Origin of the sequence: Kitasatospora sp. NPDC097643 (assembly GCF_040302625.1) — a bacterium.
Classification (GTDB): Bacteria; Actinomycetota; Actinomycetes; order Streptomycetales; family Streptomycetaceae; genus Kitasatospora.
Genome location: NZ_JBEOSA010000009.1, coordinates 37013 through 55148, shown reverse-complemented (window position 1 = coordinate 55148; position 18136 = coordinate 37013). Strand labels below are relative to the sequence as shown.

Sequence of the window (18136 nt, the reverse complement as noted above, 5' to 3'; positions counted from 1 at the left end):
AGGACACCTGTCACCATGTCGACAATCCCCAGAACCCGGCGCGCCGTCCTCCTCGGCACCCTCGCCGCGCTCGCCCTCGGCGCCACCGCCTGCGGCTCCTCCGGCGGCGACCCGCTCGGCGGCGGCGCCGGCTCGACGGTGGTCGTCGGCTCGGCGAACTTCCCGGAGAACGTCCTGCTCGGCTCGATCTACTCACAGGCGCTCAAGGCCAAGGGTGTCAAGGTCCAGGAGAAGTTCAACATCGGCAGCCGCGAGGTGCTCTACGGGCAGTTGCAGAGCGGCAGCCTGACCGTCCTGCCCGAGTACAACGGCGCGCTGCTCGCCTACCTGGACGCCAAGTCCACGGCCGTCAGCAAGGAGGACGTGAACGCGGCGCTGGCCAAGACACTGCCCGCCTCGCTGGCGGTGCTGGACTCCTCCCCCGCCGAGGACAAGGACTCGCTCAGCGTCACCCAGGAGACCGCCGACAAGTTCGGCCTCAAGACCGTCTCCGACCTCGCCGCCAAGGCCGGCGAGCTCACCATCGGCGGTCCGCCGGAGTTCGAGTCCCGCCGCGAGCAGCAGTTCAAGGACGTCTACGGGCTGACGTTCAAGGAGTGGAAGCCCACCGGTGACACGACCGCGAACGCGCTCAAGGACGGCACCGTGCAGGTGGGCAACGTGTTCACCACCGACCCGAAGATCGTCCAGCTGAAGCTCGTACCGCTGGCCGACCCGAAGAACGTGTTCGGCGCGCAGAACGTCACCCCGCTGGTCAACAAGGCCGGGGTGGACGCCACGGCGACGGCGGCGCTCAACGCGGTGTCGGCCAAGCTCGACACGGCGGGGCTGACGGCGCTGATGAAGCGCGTCGCGGTCGACAAGGAGGACCCGTCGGCGGTGGCCAAGGACTGGCTGAAGGCCAACGGCCTCGGCTGACGGCCTCGGCTGACGCCCCCGCGCGCAACCGGGCGCGGCCCGGGAGGAACCTCCCTCCCGGGCCGGCCCTCCGCGGGCGCCGGGAGGCGTCCGCGGGCGTCTGCGGGCGTCTGCGGGCGGCGCCGGGTGTCCGCGGGCGTTTCGCAGACCTCCACGGCGTCCGCAGGCATCGGTGGGTGTCCGTAGGGCCCGCGGCGGGACCTTCCCTTCCGCGCCGCGGACATGACAGTGTGGCGCAATGCGTACTCGACTCCTCGCCGCCACCCTCACGGCCTTCGCCGCGGTGAGCCTCGCTGCCTGCTCCAGCTCCGGATCGGGCTCCAGCGCGTCCACCGCCGCGGCCGGCTCCCCCACCACCCCGGCCGCCGCCTCCGCGCCCTCCACGGCATCCGCCGGCGCGTCCGCCTCCGCCGCCGCGTCCGGGCCCGGTACGGCCGCCCCCTCGGCCGCCGGCGCCGCCAGCCCGGCGGCGTCCGCACCCGCCAGCCCGGCGCCCACCGCCCCGGACGCCGGCTCCCCCGACGGCTCCGGCACCTCCGCCTCGCCGGGGGCACCCGCGCCCGCCAAACCCGCGCCGCCCGCCGACGCCGGGCTGCCCACCAAGCCGGGTACCGACCTGACGGCCAAGCTGGTCGCCGCACTCGACGCGATCGACCCGGCCATCGTCGGCGGCAAGCCCGACCAGGCCGTGGACCGCGCCCGCAACCAGTGCCAGGCGATGTACCAGTTCCCCAAGGACAAGTCGAAGCTGGTCGAGCTGGCCAACCAGCGGTTCACCACCCCAGACCACCCGCAGGGTTTCGGCCTGGACACCGCCGCGAAGATCAACGACGTGCTGCGCGCCACGCTCTGCCCGCCGGCGGCGTGATCCACCGCCCCACCCCCGGACGCCCGGTGTCCTGAGCGCCGGGCCGCCGTGGCCGCGCCCCGCACGCCGGGTGCGCGGCCACGGCACCTGCCGAGCAGCCCCCCATGAGCCGATCCCGGTGACGCCCCCCGGTGACGACCCCCCGGCCCCGGCCGCTCCCTCCGCTGCCGTCCGCTCCCGTTGACTCCCCCGCCGACCAGGGCGGTGTGCTGACGAACTGTTAGGACCCTTGACAGACAAGTGGTCTAGTCCAACCATATGCATGTCGATCCGACCGGGATGCACTGTGGGGGTGTGACCACCGGCGGCTGAGGCACTGCCCTGCCCTGTTCCGCTCCGCCCCCGCTCCGCGCGGCGTACACGCACCCGCACCGCCACGCGCCGCCGTGCGAGTCGTGGGCTTCCACATGCCCCACCACCGCCCCCAGCCACACTTCCGCGCAGCCACACCCCCACCCGCCCGGACGTCCGCACACCTGCACGTCCACCGCGTCCGGATCGTCCGCACCTCCCCAACGTCCTGCCCCACCACGTCTGTTGGAGAATCCATGCGCGCACTGCGCCCACTGCGCCTACGCAGAGCCGTCCAGGCGACCCTGACGGCCTGCGCCACGCTGGCCGCCTCGGCCGGCCTGGTCGCCGTCGGCACGGGCCCCGCCCAGGCCGCGACGCCGCTGCCCAGCCGGGTCTTCGCCCCCTACTTCGAGTCCTGGACCGGCCAGAGCCCCGCCACGCTGGCCGCCCAGTCCGGCGCCAAGCACCTCACGATGGCGTTCCTACAGGCCGCCACCAAGGGCTCCTGCACCCCGTACTGGAACGGCGACACCTCCAAGCCGGTCTCCTCCGCCACCTTCGGTGCCGACATCGCCACCATTCGGGCCAACGGCGGGGACGTGATCCCCTCCTTCGGCGGCTACACCGCCGACAACACAGGCACCGAACTGGCCGACAGCTGCACCGACGTCAACCAGATCGCCGCCGCCTTCGAGAACCTCGTCACCACCTACGACGTCAGCCGGATCGACCTCGACATCGAGGACAACTCGCTGACCAACGCCGGCGGGATCGACCGCCGCAACAAGGCGATCAAGCTCGTGCAGGACTGGGCCGTCGCCAACGGGCGGAACGTCCAGTTCTCGTACACGCTGCCGACCACGACCAGCGGACTGGCCGACAACGGGCTCGCCGTCCTGCGGAACGCGATCAGCAACAACGCCCGGATCGACGTCGTCAACATGATGACCTTCGACTACTACGACGGCGCCAGCCACGACATGGCCGCCGACACCCAGACCTCCGCGCAGGGCCTGTACAACCAGCTCGCCCGGCTCTACCCGGCCAAGTCCCCCGCCCAGCTGTGGGGTTCGATCGGGATCACCGAGATGGTCGGCATCGACGACTACGGCGCGGCCGAGACCTTCACCGTGGCCAACGCGACCACCGTGTACAACTGGGCGGTGTCGAAGGGCATCAACACGCTGTCCTTCTGGGCGTTGCAGCGCGACAACGGCGGCTGCCCGGGCAAGGCCGGGGACGACTCGTGCTCCGGGATCAGCCAGAACGCCTGGGACTTCACCCACATCTTCGCGCCGTTCACCAGCGGCTCCACGGTGACCAACGACTTCTCCGTGGCGGTGAACCCCAACTCGGCCACGGTCACTGCCGGTTCGTCCACCACCGCGACCATCGCGACGGCGGTGACGGCCGGTTCGGCGCAGAACGTGAACCTCTCCGTGAGCGGCGCCCCGGCCGGAGTCACCGCCACCGTCACCCCGGGCAGCGTCACCGCCGGCAGCAACGCCACCCTCACCATCACCACCACCACGGCCGTGACACCGGGCACCTACCCGCTGACCGTGACCGCCACCGCGCCGTCCGGCACCCACACCGCCGGCTACGCGCTGACCGTCACCGGGACCACCCCGCCGTCCGGCCTGGTCAACGGCGGCCTGGAGAGCGGAAGTCTGGCCCCGTGGACCTGCCAGAGCGGTGGCGCCGTGGTCTCCACCCCGGTCCACTCCGGCTCCCACGCGCTCCAGGCCGCACCGACCGCCGGCCAGACCGGCGAGTGCTCGCAGACCGTCACCCTGAAGCCCAACACGAGCTACACGCTGACCGGTTGGGTGCAGGGCAACTACGCCTACGTCGGCGTCACTGGCGGCGCCACCGCCAGCACCTGGGCCAACTCCTCCGGTTGGACCAAGCTGACCGTCCCCTTCACCACCGGCGCCTCCGGCACCGTCACCGTGTACCTGCACGGCTGGTACGGCCAGGGCAACGTCTACGGGGACGACTTCGCGATCGCCTGACCCCCGCCCGGGCCCGGAGCGGCCGACCGGCGGGCGGCCGCTCCGGGTGACGGCCGACAGGTGACAGCCGACGGAAAACAGAAAACAGATAACAGCTGACAGATTTCAATATCTGTCAGCTGTTATCTGTTACCACGCCCTTCGCGGCTGCGCCCGCCTCCACGGCTGATGCCTCCGCCGCCGCTCTCGCCTGCCCGAGCCGCGACAGCGTCACGTACGCCACCGTCGCCAGCACCCCGCACACCAGGACCACCACCGCCAGCAGCGTCGCGGACGGCCGCCCGCCGAGGCTGCTCAGCGGGGCGACAACCGCGCCGACCAGGAAGTTGCCGGTGCCGAGCAGCGCCGAGGCCGAACCGGCCACCTTCGGCTCGACCAGGCTGAGGGCCTGCGCCGAGGAGTTCGGGAGCACCACGCCCATGCTCCCCATCATCACGAACAGCGGCGGGCAGAACCCGAGCAGCCCGAGGTCCCAGACCGCCGTCGTCAGCACCAGCACCACCCCGGCGGCCACCGCCGTCCCGAGCCCGGCCAGCATCAGCGCCCGCGCCGTGAAACGACGTGCCAGCACCCGCCCGTTCAGCTGGGTCATCACGACGATGGCCAGCGAGTTCGCCCCGAACAGCAGGCTGTAGGTCTGCGGCGAGACCCGGTACACGTGCTGGAGCACCGTGGACGAGCCGCTGATGTAGCCGAACAGCGCGCCGAAGGCGAACGCGCTGGTCAGCGCCAGCCCGAGGAACGGCAGGTTGCGCATCAGCCGGCCCATCGTCCGCAGGGTCGCGACCACCCCGCCGCCGTCCCGGGCCTGCGGCGGCAGCGTCTCGCGCAGCGCGCCGAACGCGGCCAGGGTGAGCAGCAGCCCGAGCGCGGTCAGCGCGCCGAAGGTGCCGCGCCACGAGGTGAAGCGCATGATCTGCGCGCCGAGGATCGGCGCCAGGATCGGCGCCAGCCCGGATATCAGGCTGATCGAGGCGAGGAAGCGCAGCATGGCCACGCCCTGGAAGCGGTCCCGGGCGACGGCCCGGCCGATCACCAGTCCGGAGGATCCCGCCGCGCCCTGGACGAAGCGGGCGGCGATCAGCACCGGCAGGGTCGGCGCGATCGCGCACACCACGCTGGCCAGGGTGAAGAGGACGAGCCCGGCGAGCAGCGGCGGGCGGCGCCCGAACCGGTCGCTGAGCGGTCCGAAGAGCAGCTGGCCGGCCGCGACCCCGAACATCGAGAAGGTGAGGGTGAGCTGGACGGCGGCCGGTTCGGCGAGCAGTTCGTCGGCGATCTCGGGCAGCCCGGGCAGGTAGAGGTCCGTGGTGAGCGGGCCGAGTGCGACGAGGCCGCCGAGGACGGCGATGGTGGCCCGTCCGATGCCGGCCCGGCCCGTCGGGGCGGCGGACGCGGCGGAAACGGCGGACGGGGTGGAGGAGGACGGGGTGGTCGGATCGTTCGGGGCGGTCGACGTCTCGCCGGCGGGGCCGACGGTCGGGCCGGGCATGGGGCTCCTCACGGGACGGGGACGGACAGGAACGGCGCGCCCCTGCCCACGCTCCGTCCTATCGCGGCCCGGCCTGCTACCGACAGCGGGGGTCCACCGCGCGGATCACCCGCCGTACCCGAACCGGCCGGAATTGCCGCGCCCCGAGCGACACCCGACGCCCAGCCCCGCCTGGCGGCACCCGGCAGCCGGCACCCGCCCACGACGACGGCCCGCCACGCGCCGAGCGGCGCGTGGCGGGCCGTGTCAGCCGGTCCCGGCCCTGGGCGGCCACCCCCGCGGGCGACCGGTGAGGTCAGTGCTTGGCGGGCCGTTCCGCGCGCAGCGCCGCCTGCACGGCCGCGCCGTCCTGCCACGCGTAGAGCTGGTTGCCGGTGAGCGAGACGTTGTAGTGGCCGCAGGTGCCGCTGGCCTTGGTGGCGACGCCCTCCGGGAACCAGCCGACCTTGAGGTTCTGCGGCACCGGGTGGGTGGCCTTGCCGGGCAGGCCGGTGGTGCAGCCGAGGGGCAGCCGTCCGTCCGGGAGGGTGGCGCGCAGCAGGCGGTCGTCGCCGGTGGTGGACATCAGGTACTTCACCGAGGAGGCGTTGTCGGGCAGCCAGGTGGGCATCGAGCGGCGGTCGGCCTTGGCCTGGCTGCCGCTCTCGTAGGAGGCCTGTTCCTGGTGGCGTCCGTCGTACCACTCGGACACCCGCGGGCCGACCGCCACGGCGGCCACGGCGACGGCCATGCCGGTGCCCGCGACTCCCAGCGCGACCTTGCTCACGATGCCCTTCATGCCCGTCTGCCCTCTCCCTGTGCGTGCCTGCGTCGATGTCCCGCGTCCGGGTCCGTCCCGGAACTCGTGCCCGTCACCGGACCCGTCCCCGTCCCCGTCTCCGGGTCCGTCCCCGTCCCGGTCGGCGGGGACCGCCGTCCGGGTGTATCCATCGTGGCCTGCCCCGCCCCGCCGGATCGTCACCACGAGGTCGCGATCTTGTCTCCATCCCACGGGGTACCTTCTCCACCTTCAGAGGTATGTCCCGCCGGCCGGCCCCGGGCCGCGAGCCGTTCCGGCGCTCAGCGTGGCACGCCGTCTTCGAGTGCCGTCCGAGTCCCGATCGAGCGTCGCTCAAGCGGGGCTCCGGCGCAGCCCGGCCTGCTGCACCCGGGCGCATCGGCGCACGCCTTCCGCCGTCGGCGGTTGTGCTGAGGCTTCGCCAGGTCAGACGGTGGCGGGCACCGGCCGGGCGACCGGGAAGGGGCGGCCGTCGAGCGTCCAGTGCGGGTCGATCGGGCGCAGCAGCGAGGCGTACACCTGGGCGGCGACGTCCGGGTGGCGGATCTCCCCGGTGGGCGGGCCGGCCGGGATGTCGTGCCCGGCGCAGGCGACCCAGGCGGTGCGCTCCTCGGCGGTGCGGCCGCCGTGGCCGCCCGCGTCGACGTGGCCGTGGTCGGTGACGACGATGACGGTCCACTGCTCGTCGGCGTAGCCGGCGCGGCCGCGGACGGCGTCGAGGAGTCGGCCGAGCCGTTCGTCGGCGGTGCGCATGGACGCCCGGTACTCCTCGCCGCAGCCGAGGAAGTGGGCGGTCTCGTCAACGGCGCCGAGGTAGACGAAGGAGGCCTCCGGGTCGGCGGTGCCGAGGACGTGGACGGCCTCCCGGGTCACCTCCTCGTCGACGGTCTCCCAGGCCTCGGGGGTGTCCTCGGCCGGGGCTACGTAGGAGAGCCGGCCGGGGGCGCGGAACAGCGGGCCGCCGGCCTCGTTGATCACCAGCGGGTCCCAGCCGGCGGCGACGAAGGTGCGGCGGCGGTCGCCGCGGTTGAGCCGGGTGGCGAAGTCGGGGAAGACGTCGAGCCGGTTGCCGCTGAGGTGGTTGCCCCAGACGCCGTGCTTGGCGGGCTCGACGCCGGTCACGATGGTGGCCCAGCACGGTCCGGACATGGTGGGCGTGCCGTCGTCCACGGTCACCGGCACCAGGAACCCGGCCTCGGCGACCTCCTGGAGCCGGGGCATCGGCACGTGCTCCAGGTAGTCGTGGCGGACGCCGTCGATCCCGACGACGAGGACCCGGGGGCGGGGCCACTGGGCAGTGGACATGGCGGTGGTTCCTTTCGGTCGTGCGCACCCGGCCGCGCCCTGCCGAGGGCGCCGCCGACCGCGCCATGTTTCACCGCCCGCCGTACCATTCGGCGTCCACCCGCCGAACGCCAGGTGTCTCCGGGGTGTCAGGCAGTCGACCTGACGAACCGCCGGTCCGCGGTGGCCAGCTCGGCGGCCGGGCCGGCGGAGCCCAGTACGACGTCGAGGACGCGGTCCGGGTCCGCGGCGTAGCAGTGCGCGAACCACGGCAGGTTGGCCTCGACGACGGCCCAGTGCTCGGCCGGGTCGTACGGGTCGGCGATCGGGCCGACGTCCAGGGCGACGGCGCTGGGCAGGGTGTCGCCGACGGCGGTCAGCAGGCGCCGGGCGAAGGCGGTGGCGTCGGCGGTCAGCGGCGCCGGGTCGAGCCGGCCGAAGCGGGCGTAACGGCTGCCGGTGAGTACGTCTCCGTCGCGGACGAACAGCCGGTACTCGGCGGTGAAGGTGACCGGTTCGCTGACGAGTACGGGCGTGTCGGGGCCGATCCGCTCGCCGGTGCGCGGCAGCCGGGTGCCGTCCGGGTAGACGGCGGGCGGCAGGGACTTGTCGGCGGGCGGTTTGACGAAGGCCGGGTGGCGCAGCGTCCACGCCTCGGCGAGGGTGGTGAGTTCGATGCGGCGGCGGGTGAACTCCCGGGGCAGCCGGGCGAGCCAGTCGTCGTCGGGTTCGAGCAGGGCGAGGCCGAGCGGTCCGGCGATCCGGGCGGCGGTGAGCGGTCCGCCGTACCAGTGGACGGGCCGCCCGGCGAGCCGCTCGACCGTGCCGGGGCCGCCGAGGACGGCGGTGGCGAGCCCGCGCCGGGCGGCGGCTTCGGCGAGCAGGGTGGTGGTGCTGGTCTGCTGGGCGGAGACGAGCAGCACCCGGTCGGGCTCCGGCGCCGGGCGCGCCGCCGCCGGCGCACCCGTCGTGGGCTTGCGCACGGTCGTGCTCACGGCTGTGACTGCGGCTGGGGCGGCGGCTGCGGAGCGCGGAACTCGTGGACGACTTCGATGCGTCCGACGATGTGGCGGTTGAACTCCGCCAGTTCCTCGGCCGGGACCCACAGTTCGAGGATGGTTCGGCCGCCGGCCTGCCGTACGGGGTAGCGGGCGAGGAAGGCGGTGTCGACCTCGAACCGGGTGACGTAGCCGACGCCGGAGGCGGGGACGTTCCAGTCGCGTGCGATGCGAATCGCGTAGTCCTCGTTGAGGACGGGGTAGAAGATCGGCTGGTCGGGCAGGCGGGGTGGCCAGGCGCGCCGGTCGGCCGCCTCGACCAGGGCCAGTTCCTCGGGGCCGGTGGGGCGCCAGAGGGTGGTGGTCGGGGCGGGGTGCACGGGGACGGGCCTGCTGGTCATGGCAAGGGACGGTAGCCGGGCCGCCGCGGGCCCGGCCACCGGATTTCCCTTGCGTTCCGGGCTTCCCCGGGCCTCCCCGAGGTTGGGGGCCCGTCAGCGGTAGGCGGACTCGCCGGTGATGGCCTCGCCGAGGACGAGGGTGTGGATCTCGCTGGTGCCCTCGTAGGTGAGGACCGACTCCAGGTTGTTGGCGTGCCGCAGCACCGGGTACTCGGTGGTGATGCCGTTGGCACCGAGGACGGTACGGGCGCTGCGGGCGATCTCCAGCGCGGTGCGGACGTTGTTGAGCTTGCCGAAGCTGATGTGTGCCGGGCGGGCCGCGCCCTCGTCCTTGAGCCGGCCGATCCGCAGGGCGACCAGATAGGCCTTCTCGACCTCCAGCATCATCTCGACGAGCTTCTGCTGGGTCAGTTGGAAGCCCGCGATCGGGCGGTCGAACTGGATGCGGCTCTTCGCGTAGTCGAGGGCGGCGGTGTAGCAGTCGCGGCCGGCGCCGACGGTGCCCCAGAGGATGCCGTAGCGGGCCTCGTTGAGGGAGGAGAGCGGTCCGCGCAGGCCGGTGACCCCGGGGAGGACGGCGTCGGCGGGCAGGACCACCTCGTCGAAGGCGAGTTCGCTGGTGACGGAGGCGCGCAGGGAGAGCTTGCCGTGCACGTCGGTGGCGGTCAGGCCGCGGGTGCCGCGCTCGACGAGGAAGCCGCGCACGCCCTCCTCGGTCTGCGCCCAGACGACGGCGACATCGGAGATGCTGCCATTGGTGATCCACATCTTGCTGCCGGAGAGCACCCAGTCGCCGCCCTTGCGCACCGCCCTGGTGCGCATGTTGGCGGGGTCGGAGCCGAAGTCGGGCTCGGTGAGGCCGAAGCAGCCGATCAGCTCGCCGGCGGCCATGCCGGGCAGCCAGCGCTGCTTCTGCTCCTCGGAGCCGAACGCGTGGATCGAGCGCATCGCGAGCGAGCCCTGCACGGAGACGAAGCTGCGTAGGCCGGAGTCGGCCGCCTCCAGCTCCATGCAGGCGACCCCGTACGCGACGGCGCTGGAGCCGGTGCAGCCGTAGCCGTCCAGATGCATGCCGAGCACGCCGAGGGCGCCGAGTTCGGGGGCGAGTTCGCGGGCGGGGAAGACTCCGCGCTCGAACCAGTCGCCGATGTGCGGGCGGATCCGCTCGTCGGTGAACTTCCGGACGGTGTCGCGGATCAGCCGCTCCTCGTCGGAGAGGAGGTCGCCGACGGCGAGCAGGTCGGACGGGTCGATCCGGGTCGGCTTCGTCATTGAAGCTCCTTGTAGTCTCGGCGGAACACCGACGATCGGTGGCCGCGGCCGGTGGCCGGCGGTCGTAGCTGGTGGCCGATGGTCGGTGAGCAGTGGTCAGGGACGTTCGACGGGCTACCGGGGAGTATTCCGCACGCGGCCGGGCCGTGGGCGAGTGGGAGCGGGGAAGCGGGATGTACGCGGTCAGCAGGGTGACGGCCGAGGAGCTGCACGGCGCGGCGGAGGAGCTGGCGGGGCTGCTGGTGGACACCGTCCACGGCGGTGCCTCGCTCGGCTTCCTGGCCCCGCTGGACCGGGCCGAGGCGGCCGGGTGGTGGCGGGCGCTCGCCCCGGACGTCGAGGCCGGGCGGCTGCTGCTGTGGACGGCCCGAGCAGCGGCCGACGGCCGGCTCGCCGGGACGGTGCAGCTGCGCCCGGCCGTACCCGCGAACGGCCGGCACCGGGGCGAGGTGGCGAAGCTGATGGTGCACCCGGCGGACCGGGGGCACCGGCTGGCCGGGCGGCTGTTGACGGAGCTGGAGGCGGGCGCGGCGGGGCTGGGGCTGCGGCTGCTGGTGCTGGACACCGAGACGGACAGTCCGGCGGAGCGGATGTACGAGGCGGCGGGCTGGACCCGGGTCGGCTCGGTGCCGGACTACGCGACCGACCCGGCGGGCGTCCCGCACCCGACCACGATCTTCTTCAAGGCGCTGACGGGGTGACCACGGGCGGCGGCGAACAACAGACAGCGAACAGATAACAGATTTCGAAATCTGTTATCTGTTCGCTGAAAGTTGTCATCTGTCAGCTGTCAGCCGTCGACGGTCGAGCGCCAGCCCGGCCGACGGCCCGCCGCCCATATCCCACCCTCACCCCACCCCGCACAGCCGCAGCACCGCCGTCGTGGCCGCCCCGGCGACCACCACCACCGGGAACGGCGCACGGCGCAGCGCGAGGACACCTGCGACCAGCACGCCGGCCGGGCGGGCCCAGCCGGCGAAGTCGTGGCCCTGGGTGAGGGCGCCGGTGGCGACCAGCGCGACCAGCAGGACGGCCGCGGCGACGGCGAGCAGGTGGCGCACCCGCTCGGAGAGGGCGAGCCGGTGCCCGAGGAGCGGCCCGGCGAGCCGGAAGGCGTACGTCCCGCCGGCCAGCAGCAGGACGGCGTACAGCGGCATCATCGGGCCTCCTCCTTCAGCACTCCCCCGGTCACCAACTCGCCGTCCCGGTGCGGCACTTCCTCCGGTCGCGGCCGGCCCGCGAACAGCAGCCCGACGAGGGCGAGCAGCACGGGGAGCCCGGCCGGGACGTACGGCGTGGCCGCGACGGCGACGACGGCACCGACCAGGGCGGCGACGCGGGTCCGCCGGTCGGCGAGCGCGGGCAGGACGAGCGCGAGCAGGACGGCCGGGAAGGCCGCGTCGAGGCCCAGCACGTCCGTGTCACCGATCAGCCCGCCCGCGGCGGCGCCGAGCAGCACCGAGACGTTCCAGACCGCGAACAGCGCGACCCCGCAGAGCCAGAACGCGGCCCGGCGGCGCCGTCCGTCGTTCTGCTGCAGGGCGAAGGCGGCGGTCTCGTCCGTGATCAGCTGCGCGCCGAGGAGGCGCCGCCACCACGGCCCGTCGAGCACGTCGGCCACGGTGAAGCCGAACGGCAGCAGCCGGGCGTTGAGCACCAGCCCGGTGGCGACGGCCGCGAGCGCCCCGCCGCCGGAGAGCACCACGCCGACGGCGGCGAACTGGGAGCCGCCCGCGAAGACCAGGACGGACATGGCGACCGGCACCCACAGGGGCAGGCCGCCGGAGACGCTGATCGCGCCGAAGGAGGCGCCGACCAGGGCGTCGGCGAGGCAGACCAGAGCGATGTCACGGAGGGTGGCATGCTCCAGTGTTCGAAGGAGCGAACGCATGTCCAACAGAGTGAACCCGCCACCCGCAGTTCGTCAAGCCGAACGGACGGTCCGGCAGAGCGAACGACCGAGGCGCGGGCGGTCGACGGCAGGAGTGGCAGCATGAACGGCACGAGCAGTGCAGGACCGGGAACCAGCAGAAGGGGCCGGGAGAGAGCGTGAGTGGCAAGAACGGACGGCCGGCATGAGCGAGCGCACCACCCCGCCGGCGGCCTCCGGCGGTGAGCTGATCGGCCTGATCGCCGCCTCCATCCGCCGTGAGCGGGAGCGCAGCGGGCTGTCGATGGCCGAGCTGGCCCGACGAGCGGGCATCGCCAAGTCGACGCTCTCCCAACTGGAGTCGGGGGCCGGCAACCCCAGCGTCGAGACGCTCTGGGCGCTCGGCGTCGCGCTGAACGTGCCGTTCAGCCGACTGGTCGACCCGCCGCGACCGGCGGTGCGGGTGATCCGGGTCGGCGAGGGTCCGGTGACCCACTCCGAACGCGCCGACTACGCGGCGACGGTGCTGTCCTCCTGCCCGCCGAACGCCCGTCGCGACATCTACCGGATCGAGGCGCAGCCGGGCGAGACCCGGGCCTCCGACCCGCACATGCCCGGCACCGTCGAGCACGTGCTGATCGGCGCGGGCCGGGCCCTGGTCGGCCCGACGGAGGCGCCGGTCGAGCTCGGCCCGGGCGACTACGTGAGCTACCCGGGCGACGCCCCGCACGTGTTCCGCGCTCTGGCCCCGGACACCCTGGCCGTCATCGTGATGGAGCACATCTGAGAACACACCCGAGAGCGCATTCGAGAGCACGTCCGGCGGCCTGACGGACCGCCGGACGCCCGGCCCGAACCTCCGGGGACTACTTCAACAGCCCGTCCAGGAAGGGGTTTCCGAACACCCGGTGCGGGTCGTGCCGGTCCAGGACGGCGACCGCCTCGTCCCAGCCGGGACCACCGCCGTCACGCAGGCTCGCCGGAATGACCCGGCCGAGCAGGTCCGGGTCGGCCCAGGCGGCGTCGGCGGTGTAGGCCCAGCCCTTGGACCACTCGACGCGCAGACCGGCCCGGGTGCCGTCGAAGGTCCGCAGCAGCCACTGCTCCAGGTCGCGGGCGAAGCGTTCCAGGCCGGGGGTGCCGGGGAAGGCTAGGACGTCGAGCCAGACGGCGGTGTCCCAGTCGGGGCGGTCCGGGCGCGGGCGCAGCGCGGACAGCAGCGGCGGCCGGGCGCCGGGGACCCCGACGTAGCCGGGGTCGTCCAGTCCGGTGACCCGGATCTCCACCGCGCCGTTCACCGGGTACTCGCCCCGGGCCTGGTAGTCCGCGAGCAACTGCCGGTAGTAGGCGGCGAATTCGCCGACCACCCACTGGAGGTCGGCGCGCCGGGTGAGGACGGCGTAGCCGTTCGCGGTGACCCGCAGGGTGGTGGGGCGGACGTACTGGAGCAGGGTGCGCGAGGGGCCCCAGAGGTCGGAGCGCAGGCCGCCGGCGAGGAGGTGGGTGATCAGGTCGCCGGAGAGAAGGTCGCGCAGGAGTCCGCCGGAGAGCAGGACGTCCGTGAGGTCTCCGGTGAGCGCCACTTTCGCGATGAGATACTGGAGTTGGCCGAACAGCGGGGCCGATCCCCAGGCGCCGGCGACGATTTGGCCGGCGAGCCGGGCGACCGGTTCCGGAACGCTGTCCGAGAAGGGGTAGTTGTAGGGCTGGTCGACGGCCCGGGAGGCGAGCGGCTTGGCCGGGGTGACGCTCCAGGTCTTGAGCCAGGGGTAGTCGGTGTAGGCGAACCAGATCGCCTCGGCGCGGCCGTCCCGGTCGACGAACTCGGCGAAGGTGCGCGGGCCGCCGCCGCCCGTCAGCACGCCCGTCACGCCGCCCAGGATGCCACCGAGGAGTCCGCCGCCGTCGGTGCCGCTCGTCCCGCCCGTGCCGCTGCCGGGGCGGGCGAAGAGTTCGCTCGCCGGGATGTCGAGGCGGCTGACGCAGCGCAGCGGCCGGTCGGCGCCCGCCCGCAGGACGACCTCGGTGAGGAACGCCCGGCCCAGGTGCACCAGGAAGGCGGCGCTGTCGGCCTCGGCCCGGTCGAAGGTGCGCAGCGTGTACCGACCGGTGGCCGGGTCGAGGACGACGGCGGTGAGCCGGACGACCTGGTTGCTGACCGAGCCGTAGCCGTCGCCGTCCGGCCGCAGTTCGCCGGTGGCGGGTACCGCGGTGCCGTGGCCGCCGATCGCGAGCACCCCGCCGACGGTGAGCTCGCCGGGGGCCGGGCAGGCGGTCAGGCCGAGGCCCCGACCGGCCAGGTGGGCGAGCAGATCCTCCATGGTGGCGCCGGTCTGGACCCGGACGGTGGTCGGCGAGTCGGCGGCGATCGCGGTGAGGTACCGGCTGGTGTCGACGAGGAGGACGCGGGCACTGTCCGGGGTCCCGTTGGCGACGGTGAGCGGCGCCCAGGTGTGCCGGTAGCCGGTGGCGCGCAGTCGCCAGCCGTTGGCGTGGGCCCAGTCGGCGAGCGCGGGGACCTCCTCGGCGGTGCGCGGTGCGCAGGTCCACAGCTGGTCGGTGCGGATCTCGCCGGACCAGTTCTGGAACACCCGCTGGTACAGCTCGGTGCCGGCGGGCAGGCCGGGCGGTACGGGGGTGGTGGCCTCGGCGCTGTCCGGGCCGATGGTGCCGCGCAGCAGCCAGGCCGCGCCGCCGAGGGCCGCCGACGCGCCGAGCAGTTGCCGCCTGGTGAGTCCGCCCGCAGGGTCCTGCCGGCCGGTTCCGGCCGCGCCGCGTCCTGTGGTCATCTGTCCGCCCCCTTGGTCATGTGTCCGCCCCCCGTGGTGATCGTCCGGGCAGGAGCGTACGAAGCGGCGTACGGCCGTTTGAAGCGCCCCCGCGATTTCTCACCCGTTCGAGTGATCAAGGTCGACGGAATGAACCTCCCCGGAATGAACGCTCGACGGAACGAACCGCGCCGGAACGAACCGAAGCGTGACCGGACCGGAGGCCGGCGGAAATACCCGGGGCCTCCGCGCGGCTGTGGTGATCGAAGACCGCTCGGAGCCGGGGCCGTCCCGGCCCGTTCAGGAGGTGCAGCGCGCGATGGGTGACGTGCAGGAGCAGGAGTACCGGATCGAGCACGACTCGATGGGCGAGGTCCGGGTGCCGGCCGCCGCGAAGTGGCAGGCGCAGACGCAGCGCGCCGTGGAGAACTTCCCGGTGTCCGGGCAGCGGCTGGAGCGCGCACACATCGCCGCGCTGGCCCGGATCAAGGCGGCGGCGGCCCGGGTGAACGCCCGGCTGGGCGTGCTGGACGAGGAGACCGCGGCGGCGGTCGCGGCGGCGGCCGAGGAGGTCGCCGAGGGGCGCTGGGACGGGGAGTTCCCGGTGGACGTGTTCCAGACCGGCTCGGGCACCTCGTCGAACATGAACACCAACGAGGTGATCGCCACCCTGGCCACCGAGCGGCTGGGCCGGCCGGTGCACCCGAACGACCACGTCAACGCCAGTCAGTCGTCCAACGACGTGTTCCCGTCCTCGATCCACATCGCGGCCACCGCCGCCGTCACGCACGACCTGATCCCGGCGCTGGAGCACCTGGCGGAGGCGTTGGAGCGCAAGGCCGCCGAGTTCGCGCAGGTGGTCAAGTCGGGCCGGACGCACCTGATGGACGCCACCCCGGTCACCCTCGGCCAGGAGTTCGGCGGGTACGCGGCGCAGGTGCGGCACGGGCGGGAGCGGCTGCTGGCGACGCTCCCCCGGGTCGCCGAACTGCCGCTCGGCGGTACGGCGGTGGGCACCGGCATCAACACGCCGCCCGGGTTCCCGGCGGCGGTGATCGAGGAGGTGGCGCGCACCACCGGCCTGCCGCTGACCGAGGCCCGGGACCACTTCGAGGCGCAGGGCGCGCGGGACGCCCTGGTCGAGCTGAGCGGCCAACTGCGGACGGTGGCGGTCGGGTTCACGAAGATCGCGAACGACCTGCGGTGGATGGGCTCTGGCCCGCGCACCGGTCTGGGCGAGATCAACCTGCCGGATCTGCAGCCCGGTTCGTCGATCATGCCGGGCAAGGTGAACCCGGTGCTGCCCGAGGTGGTGCTGATGGTCGCCGCCCAGGTGGTCGGCAACGACGCGACGGTCACGCTGGCCGGCGCGAGCGGCAACTTCGAGCTGAACGTGATGCTCCCGGTGATCGCCCGCAACGTGCTGGAGTCGGTGCGCCTGCTCGCCAACAGCGCCCGGCTGCTCGCGGACCGGACGGTGGACGGCATCACCGCCAATGTCGAACGGGCCCGGGAGTACGCCGAGTCCTCGCCGTCTGTGGTCACCCCGCTGAACCGGTACATCGGGTACGAGGAGGCCGCGAAGGTCGCCAAGCAGGCGCTGGCCGAGCGCAAGACGATCCGCCAGGTCGTGCTGGAACGCGGCTACCTGGAGCAGGGCCTGCTCACGAGTGCGCAGTTGGACGAGGCGCTGGACGTGCTGCGGATGACCCACCCGTAACGCCCGCAAGTCCCCGGGGGCGGTGCGCGGGGGCCGTGCGCCGGGGCGCGGAGGGTGGTTGGGCCCTCCACGCCCCGGGCTCGGGCTGCGGGGAAGATCAGCCCTTCGCTCGGCCGGCCCGGCCGAGCCGCATCGCTGCTCCGTTCGACGTGATCGTGGCCATCGAGATCGCCGCGAGTCCGAGCAGGAACATCACGGCACCGGTGATGACGCAGGTGGTGATGTTCTTGCCCTTCGCGGGCAGTCCGGAGACGGCCCAGGGGGAGATGATCGTCCAGAGGCCGAGCGCTGCTGCCGCCCAGGCCCTCGCGTGTGTGCGTTCGTAGGCCGATCCGTATCCCGCCATCAGCAGGCAGTAGGCCAGACCCACGATCAGGCAGGTCACGGTCAGCGTGGTGAAGGCGAAGAAGCCGACGATCCATGGCGATGCCGCCAGGAAGAGACCGGCCAGTACGGCCAGGGCTTCGACGCCCTGGGCGCGGGGGGTCGAGGTGACCCGCTCGTAGTGCTCCCGGAGTTCGACGATGTCCGGGTGGTGCTCCATGCCGGTGGGCATATGGGTTGCCACCGATACCACCTCCTGTGGTCCGGAACATGGAAGGCGGTTGCCCCGTACCCATTCTGGCGCTTATCTAACGCTTCGCACTCAATTGTCCGAAATGATCGATAACCATCCGATCACGCCGGTGACCTGCGTCTCACCGTTCCCGGGGCCCATTGCCTATGCAACTCGTTGCATAGCAGGATGCCGGACATGGCACTGGAGCACGCGATCCTCGTCTCACTGCTGGAGCAACCCGGTTCCGGCTACGAGCTGGCCCGGCGCTTCGACCGCTCCATCGGCCGCTTCTGGACCGCCACCCACCAGCAGATCTACCGGGTGCTGCGGCGGATGGAGGCGGACGGCTGGATCGCCGCCGAGCCGGTCGCCCAGGACGGCCGGCCGGACAAGAAGGTGTACTCGGCCGCGGAGGCCGGCCGGGTCGCGCTGGCCGGATGGCTGCGCGAACCGGTCGAACCGGAGACCGTCCGACACGAACTCGCGGTCAAGATCCGCGCCGCCGCCTTCGACGACCCGGCCGCGCTGATCTCCGAGGTCGAACGCCACCGGGACGGACACGCCGCCCTGCTCTCCCGCTACCTGCACGGCGAGCAGCGCGACTTCCCCGACCTCACCTCGCTGGACACCCGGCAGGAGCTCCAGCACGTGGTGCTGCGCGGCGGCATCGAGTACGAGCGGATGACCCTCGCCTGGCTCGAAGACGTGCTCGCCACCCTGCGCCGCCTCGCCGCCGACACCCGGCGGCCCTGACGGGCCGACAAGTGGCGGATGACGGATAACAGATGACAGGTAACAGACTCTGAAATCTGTTATCTGTTATCTGTCGGCCGTCATCCGTCACCCGTCAGCCGCCACCCCCGCTCGGCCCCACCCGTGCCCAGCCGCCGACCCACCAC

At 73.0% G+C, this 18136-nt stretch carries 17 protein-coding genes; 7 read left to right on the top strand and 10 right to left on the bottom strand.

Annotated features, from left to right (window positions below):
• The first annotated feature begins 15 nt into the window (after positions 1–15).
• The 3 genes from ABTY15_RS08810 (at position 16) to ABTY15_RS08800 (ending at position 4095) form a co-directional block, all read left to right on the top strand.
• On the top strand, positions 16–918 hold the full coding sequence (locus tag ABTY15_RS08810) for an ABC transporter substrate-binding protein (RefSeq protein ID WP_350578386.1): 903 nt from the start codon (positions 16–18) through the stop codon (positions 916–918).
• 238 nt (positions 919–1156) lie between these two features.
• Positions 1157–1786 (top strand): hypothetical protein, encoded by a 630-nt coding sequence (locus ABTY15_RS08805; RefSeq protein WP_350578383.1) that lies wholly within the window; start codon positions 1157–1159, stop codon positions 1784–1786.
• Between the two features lie 548 nt (positions 1787–2334).
• On the top strand, positions 2335–4095 hold the full coding sequence (locus ABTY15_RS08800) for a glycosyl hydrolase family 18 protein (RefSeq protein ID WP_350578380.1): 1761 nt from the start codon (positions 2335–2337) through the stop codon (positions 4093–4095).
• A 115-nt stretch (positions 4096–4210) separates the two neighbouring features.
• Here ABTY15_RS08800 and ABTY15_RS08795 read toward each other — a convergent pair whose 3' ends face one another.
• From ABTY15_RS08795 to ABTY15_RS08770, 6 genes are all read right to left on the bottom strand, one after another.
• Positions 4211–5587, bottom strand: a complete 1377-nt coding sequence (locus tag ABTY15_RS08795; protein WP_350578377.1) for a multidrug effflux MFS transporter — start codon at positions 5585–5587, stop codon at positions 4211–4213.
• 295 nt (positions 5588–5882) lie between these two features.
• Entirely contained in the window at positions 5883–6365 is a 483-nt protein-coding gene (locus tag ABTY15_RS08790) for a hypothetical protein (RefSeq protein WP_350578374.1), read from the bottom strand.
• 426 nt (positions 6366–6791) lie between these two features.
• Positions 6792–7670: an alkaline phosphatase family protein gene (locus ABTY15_RS08785; protein WP_350578371.1), complete on the bottom strand. Its 879-nt coding sequence runs from the start codon at positions 7668–7670 to the stop codon at positions 6792–6794.
• Between the two features lie 128 nt (positions 7671–7798).
• Positions 7799–8572, bottom strand: coding sequence for an ATP-grasp domain-containing protein (locus tag ABTY15_RS08780; RefSeq protein WP_502893457.1), 774 nt, complete (start codon positions 8570–8572; stop codon positions 7799–7801).
• Between the two features lie 68 nt (positions 8573–8640).
• Positions 8641–9048: an ADP-ribosylation/crystallin J1 gene (locus ABTY15_RS08775; protein ID WP_350578366.1), complete on the bottom strand. Its 408-nt coding sequence runs from the start codon at positions 9046–9048 to the stop codon at positions 8641–8643.
• Positions 9049–9141: 93 nt separating this feature from the next.
• Positions 9142–10320 carry an acyl-CoA dehydrogenase family protein gene (locus ABTY15_RS08770; RefSeq protein WP_350578363.1) on the bottom strand — a complete coding sequence of 393 codons (1179 nt, stop codon included), beginning with the start codon at positions 10318–10320 and terminating at the stop codon, positions 9142–9144.
• A gap of 173 nt (positions 10321–10493) precedes the next feature.
• On the opposite strand from ABTY15_RS08770, the gene ABTY15_RS08765 reads away from it, so the two are divergent.
• The gene (locus ABTY15_RS08765; RefSeq protein ID WP_350578360.1) at positions 10494–11021 is read left to right on the top strand and encodes a GNAT family N-acetyltransferase; all 528 of its coding nucleotides are present in this window, start codon (positions 10494–10496) and stop codon (positions 11019–11021) included.
• A gap of 147 nt (positions 11022–11168) precedes the next feature.
• Here ABTY15_RS08765 and ABTY15_RS08760 read toward each other — a convergent pair whose 3' ends face one another.
• Positions 11169–11477: an AzlD domain-containing protein gene (locus ABTY15_RS08760; RefSeq protein ID WP_502893456.1), complete on the bottom strand. Its 309-nt coding sequence runs from the start codon at positions 11475–11477 to the stop codon at positions 11169–11171.
• Positions 11477–12211 (bottom strand): AzlC family ABC transporter permease, encoded by a 735-nt coding sequence (locus tag ABTY15_RS08755; RefSeq protein WP_350578355.1) that lies wholly within the window; start codon positions 12209–12211, stop codon positions 11477–11479. Before ABTY15_RS08755 ends, ABTY15_RS08760 begins: the two co-directional genes overlap by 1 nt.
• Positions 12212–12395: 184 nt before the next feature.
• On the opposite strand from ABTY15_RS08755, the gene ABTY15_RS08750 reads away from it, so the two are divergent.
• Complete coding sequence (locus tag ABTY15_RS08750; RefSeq protein WP_350578344.1) at positions 12396–12977, top strand: helix-turn-helix domain-containing protein; 582 nt, start codon at positions 12396–12398, stop codon at positions 12975–12977.
• Positions 12978–13056: 79 nt separating this feature from the next.
• On the opposite strand, the gene ABTY15_RS08745 is transcribed toward ABTY15_RS08750, so the two are convergent.
• A complete protein-coding gene (locus ABTY15_RS08745; RefSeq protein ID WP_350578341.1) occupies positions 13057–14979 on the bottom strand; it encodes a cholesterol oxidase substrate-binding domain-containing protein in 1923 nt (640 codons plus the stop codon).
• A gap of 298 nt (positions 14980–15277) precedes the next feature.
• Here ABTY15_RS08745 and ABTY15_RS08740 point away from each other — a divergent pair, with 298 nt between their 5' ends.
• Positions 15278–16678 (top strand): class II fumarate hydratase, encoded by a 1401-nt coding sequence (locus ABTY15_RS08740; RefSeq protein ID WP_350578338.1) that lies wholly within the window; start codon positions 15278–15280, stop codon positions 16676–16678.
• Positions 16679–16775: 97 nt separating this feature from the next.
• On the opposite strand, the gene ABTY15_RS08735 is transcribed toward ABTY15_RS08740, so the two are convergent.
• Positions 16776–17246, bottom strand: coding sequence for an SPW repeat protein (locus ABTY15_RS08735; RefSeq protein WP_350578336.1), 471 nt, complete (start codon positions 17244–17246; stop codon positions 16776–16778).
• 186 nt (positions 17247–17432) lie between these two features.
• Between ABTY15_RS08735 and ABTY15_RS08730 the strand changes: the two genes are divergently transcribed.
• Positions 17433–17990, top strand: coding sequence for a PadR family transcriptional regulator (locus tag ABTY15_RS08730; RefSeq protein WP_350578334.1), 558 nt, complete (start codon positions 17433–17435; stop codon positions 17988–17990).
• The last annotated feature ends 146 nt before the right edge of the window (positions 17991–18136 follow it).

What these genes read in the sequence shown, in the direction of transcription:
- ABTY15_RS08810 (WP_350578386.1), top strand. Translation starts at nt 16, where the DNA reads ATGTCGACAATCCCCAGAACCCGGCGCGCCGTCCTCCTCGGCACCCTC.
- ABTY15_RS08800 (WP_350578380.1), top strand. Translation starts at nt 2,335, where the DNA reads ATGCGCGCACTGCGCCCACTGCGCCTACGCAGAGCCGTCCAGGCGACC.
- ABTY15_RS08730 (WP_350578334.1), top strand. Translation starts at nt 17,433, where the DNA reads ATGGCACTGGAGCACGCGATCCTCGTCTCACTGCTGGAGCAACCCGGT.
- ABTY15_RS08790 (WP_350578374.1), bottom strand. Translation starts at nt 6,365, where the DNA reads ATGAAGGGCATCGTGAGCAAGGTCGCGCTGGGAGTCGCGGGCACCGGC.
- ABTY15_RS08755 (WP_350578355.1), bottom strand. Translation starts at nt 12,211, where the DNA reads ATGCGTTCGCTCCTTCGAACACTGGAGCATGCCACCCTCCGTGACATC.
- ABTY15_RS08770 (WP_350578363.1), bottom strand. Translation starts at nt 10,320, where the DNA reads ATGACGAAGCCGACCCGGATCGACCCGTCCGACCTGCTCGCCGTCGGC.
- ABTY15_RS08750 (WP_350578344.1), top strand. Translation starts at nt 12,396, where the DNA reads ATGAGCGAGCGCACCACCCCGCCGGCGGCCTCCGGCGGTGAGCTGATC.
- ABTY15_RS08740 (WP_350578338.1), top strand. Translation starts at nt 15,278, where the DNA reads ATGGGTGACGTGCAGGAGCAGGAGTACCGGATCGAGCACGACTCGATG.
- ABTY15_RS08765 (WP_350578360.1), top strand. Translation starts at nt 10,494, where the DNA reads ATGTACGCGGTCAGCAGGGTGACGGCCGAGGAGCTGCACGGCGCGGCG.
- ABTY15_RS08760 (WP_502893456.1), bottom strand. Translation starts at nt 11,477, where the DNA reads ATGCCGCTGTACGCCGTCCTGCTGCTGGCCGGCGGGACGTACGCCTTC.
- ABTY15_RS08745 (WP_350578341.1), bottom strand. Translation starts at nt 14,979, where the DNA reads ATGACCACAGGACGCGGCGCGGCCGGAACCGGCCGGCAGGACCCTGCG.
- ABTY15_RS08785 (WP_350578371.1), bottom strand. Translation starts at nt 7,670, where the DNA reads ATGTCCACTGCCCAGTGGCCCCGCCCCCGGGTCCTCGTCGTCGGGATC.
- ABTY15_RS08775 (WP_350578366.1), bottom strand. Translation starts at nt 9,048, where the DNA reads ATGACCAGCAGGCCCGTCCCCGTGCACCCCGCCCCGACCACCACCCTC.
- ABTY15_RS08795 (WP_350578377.1), bottom strand. Translation starts at nt 5,587, where the DNA reads ATGCCCGGCCCGACCGTCGGCCCCGCCGGCGAGACGTCGACCGCCCCG.
- ABTY15_RS08805 (WP_350578383.1), top strand. Translation starts at nt 1,157, where the DNA reads ATGCGTACTCGACTCCTCGCCGCCACCCTCACGGCCTTCGCCGCGGTG.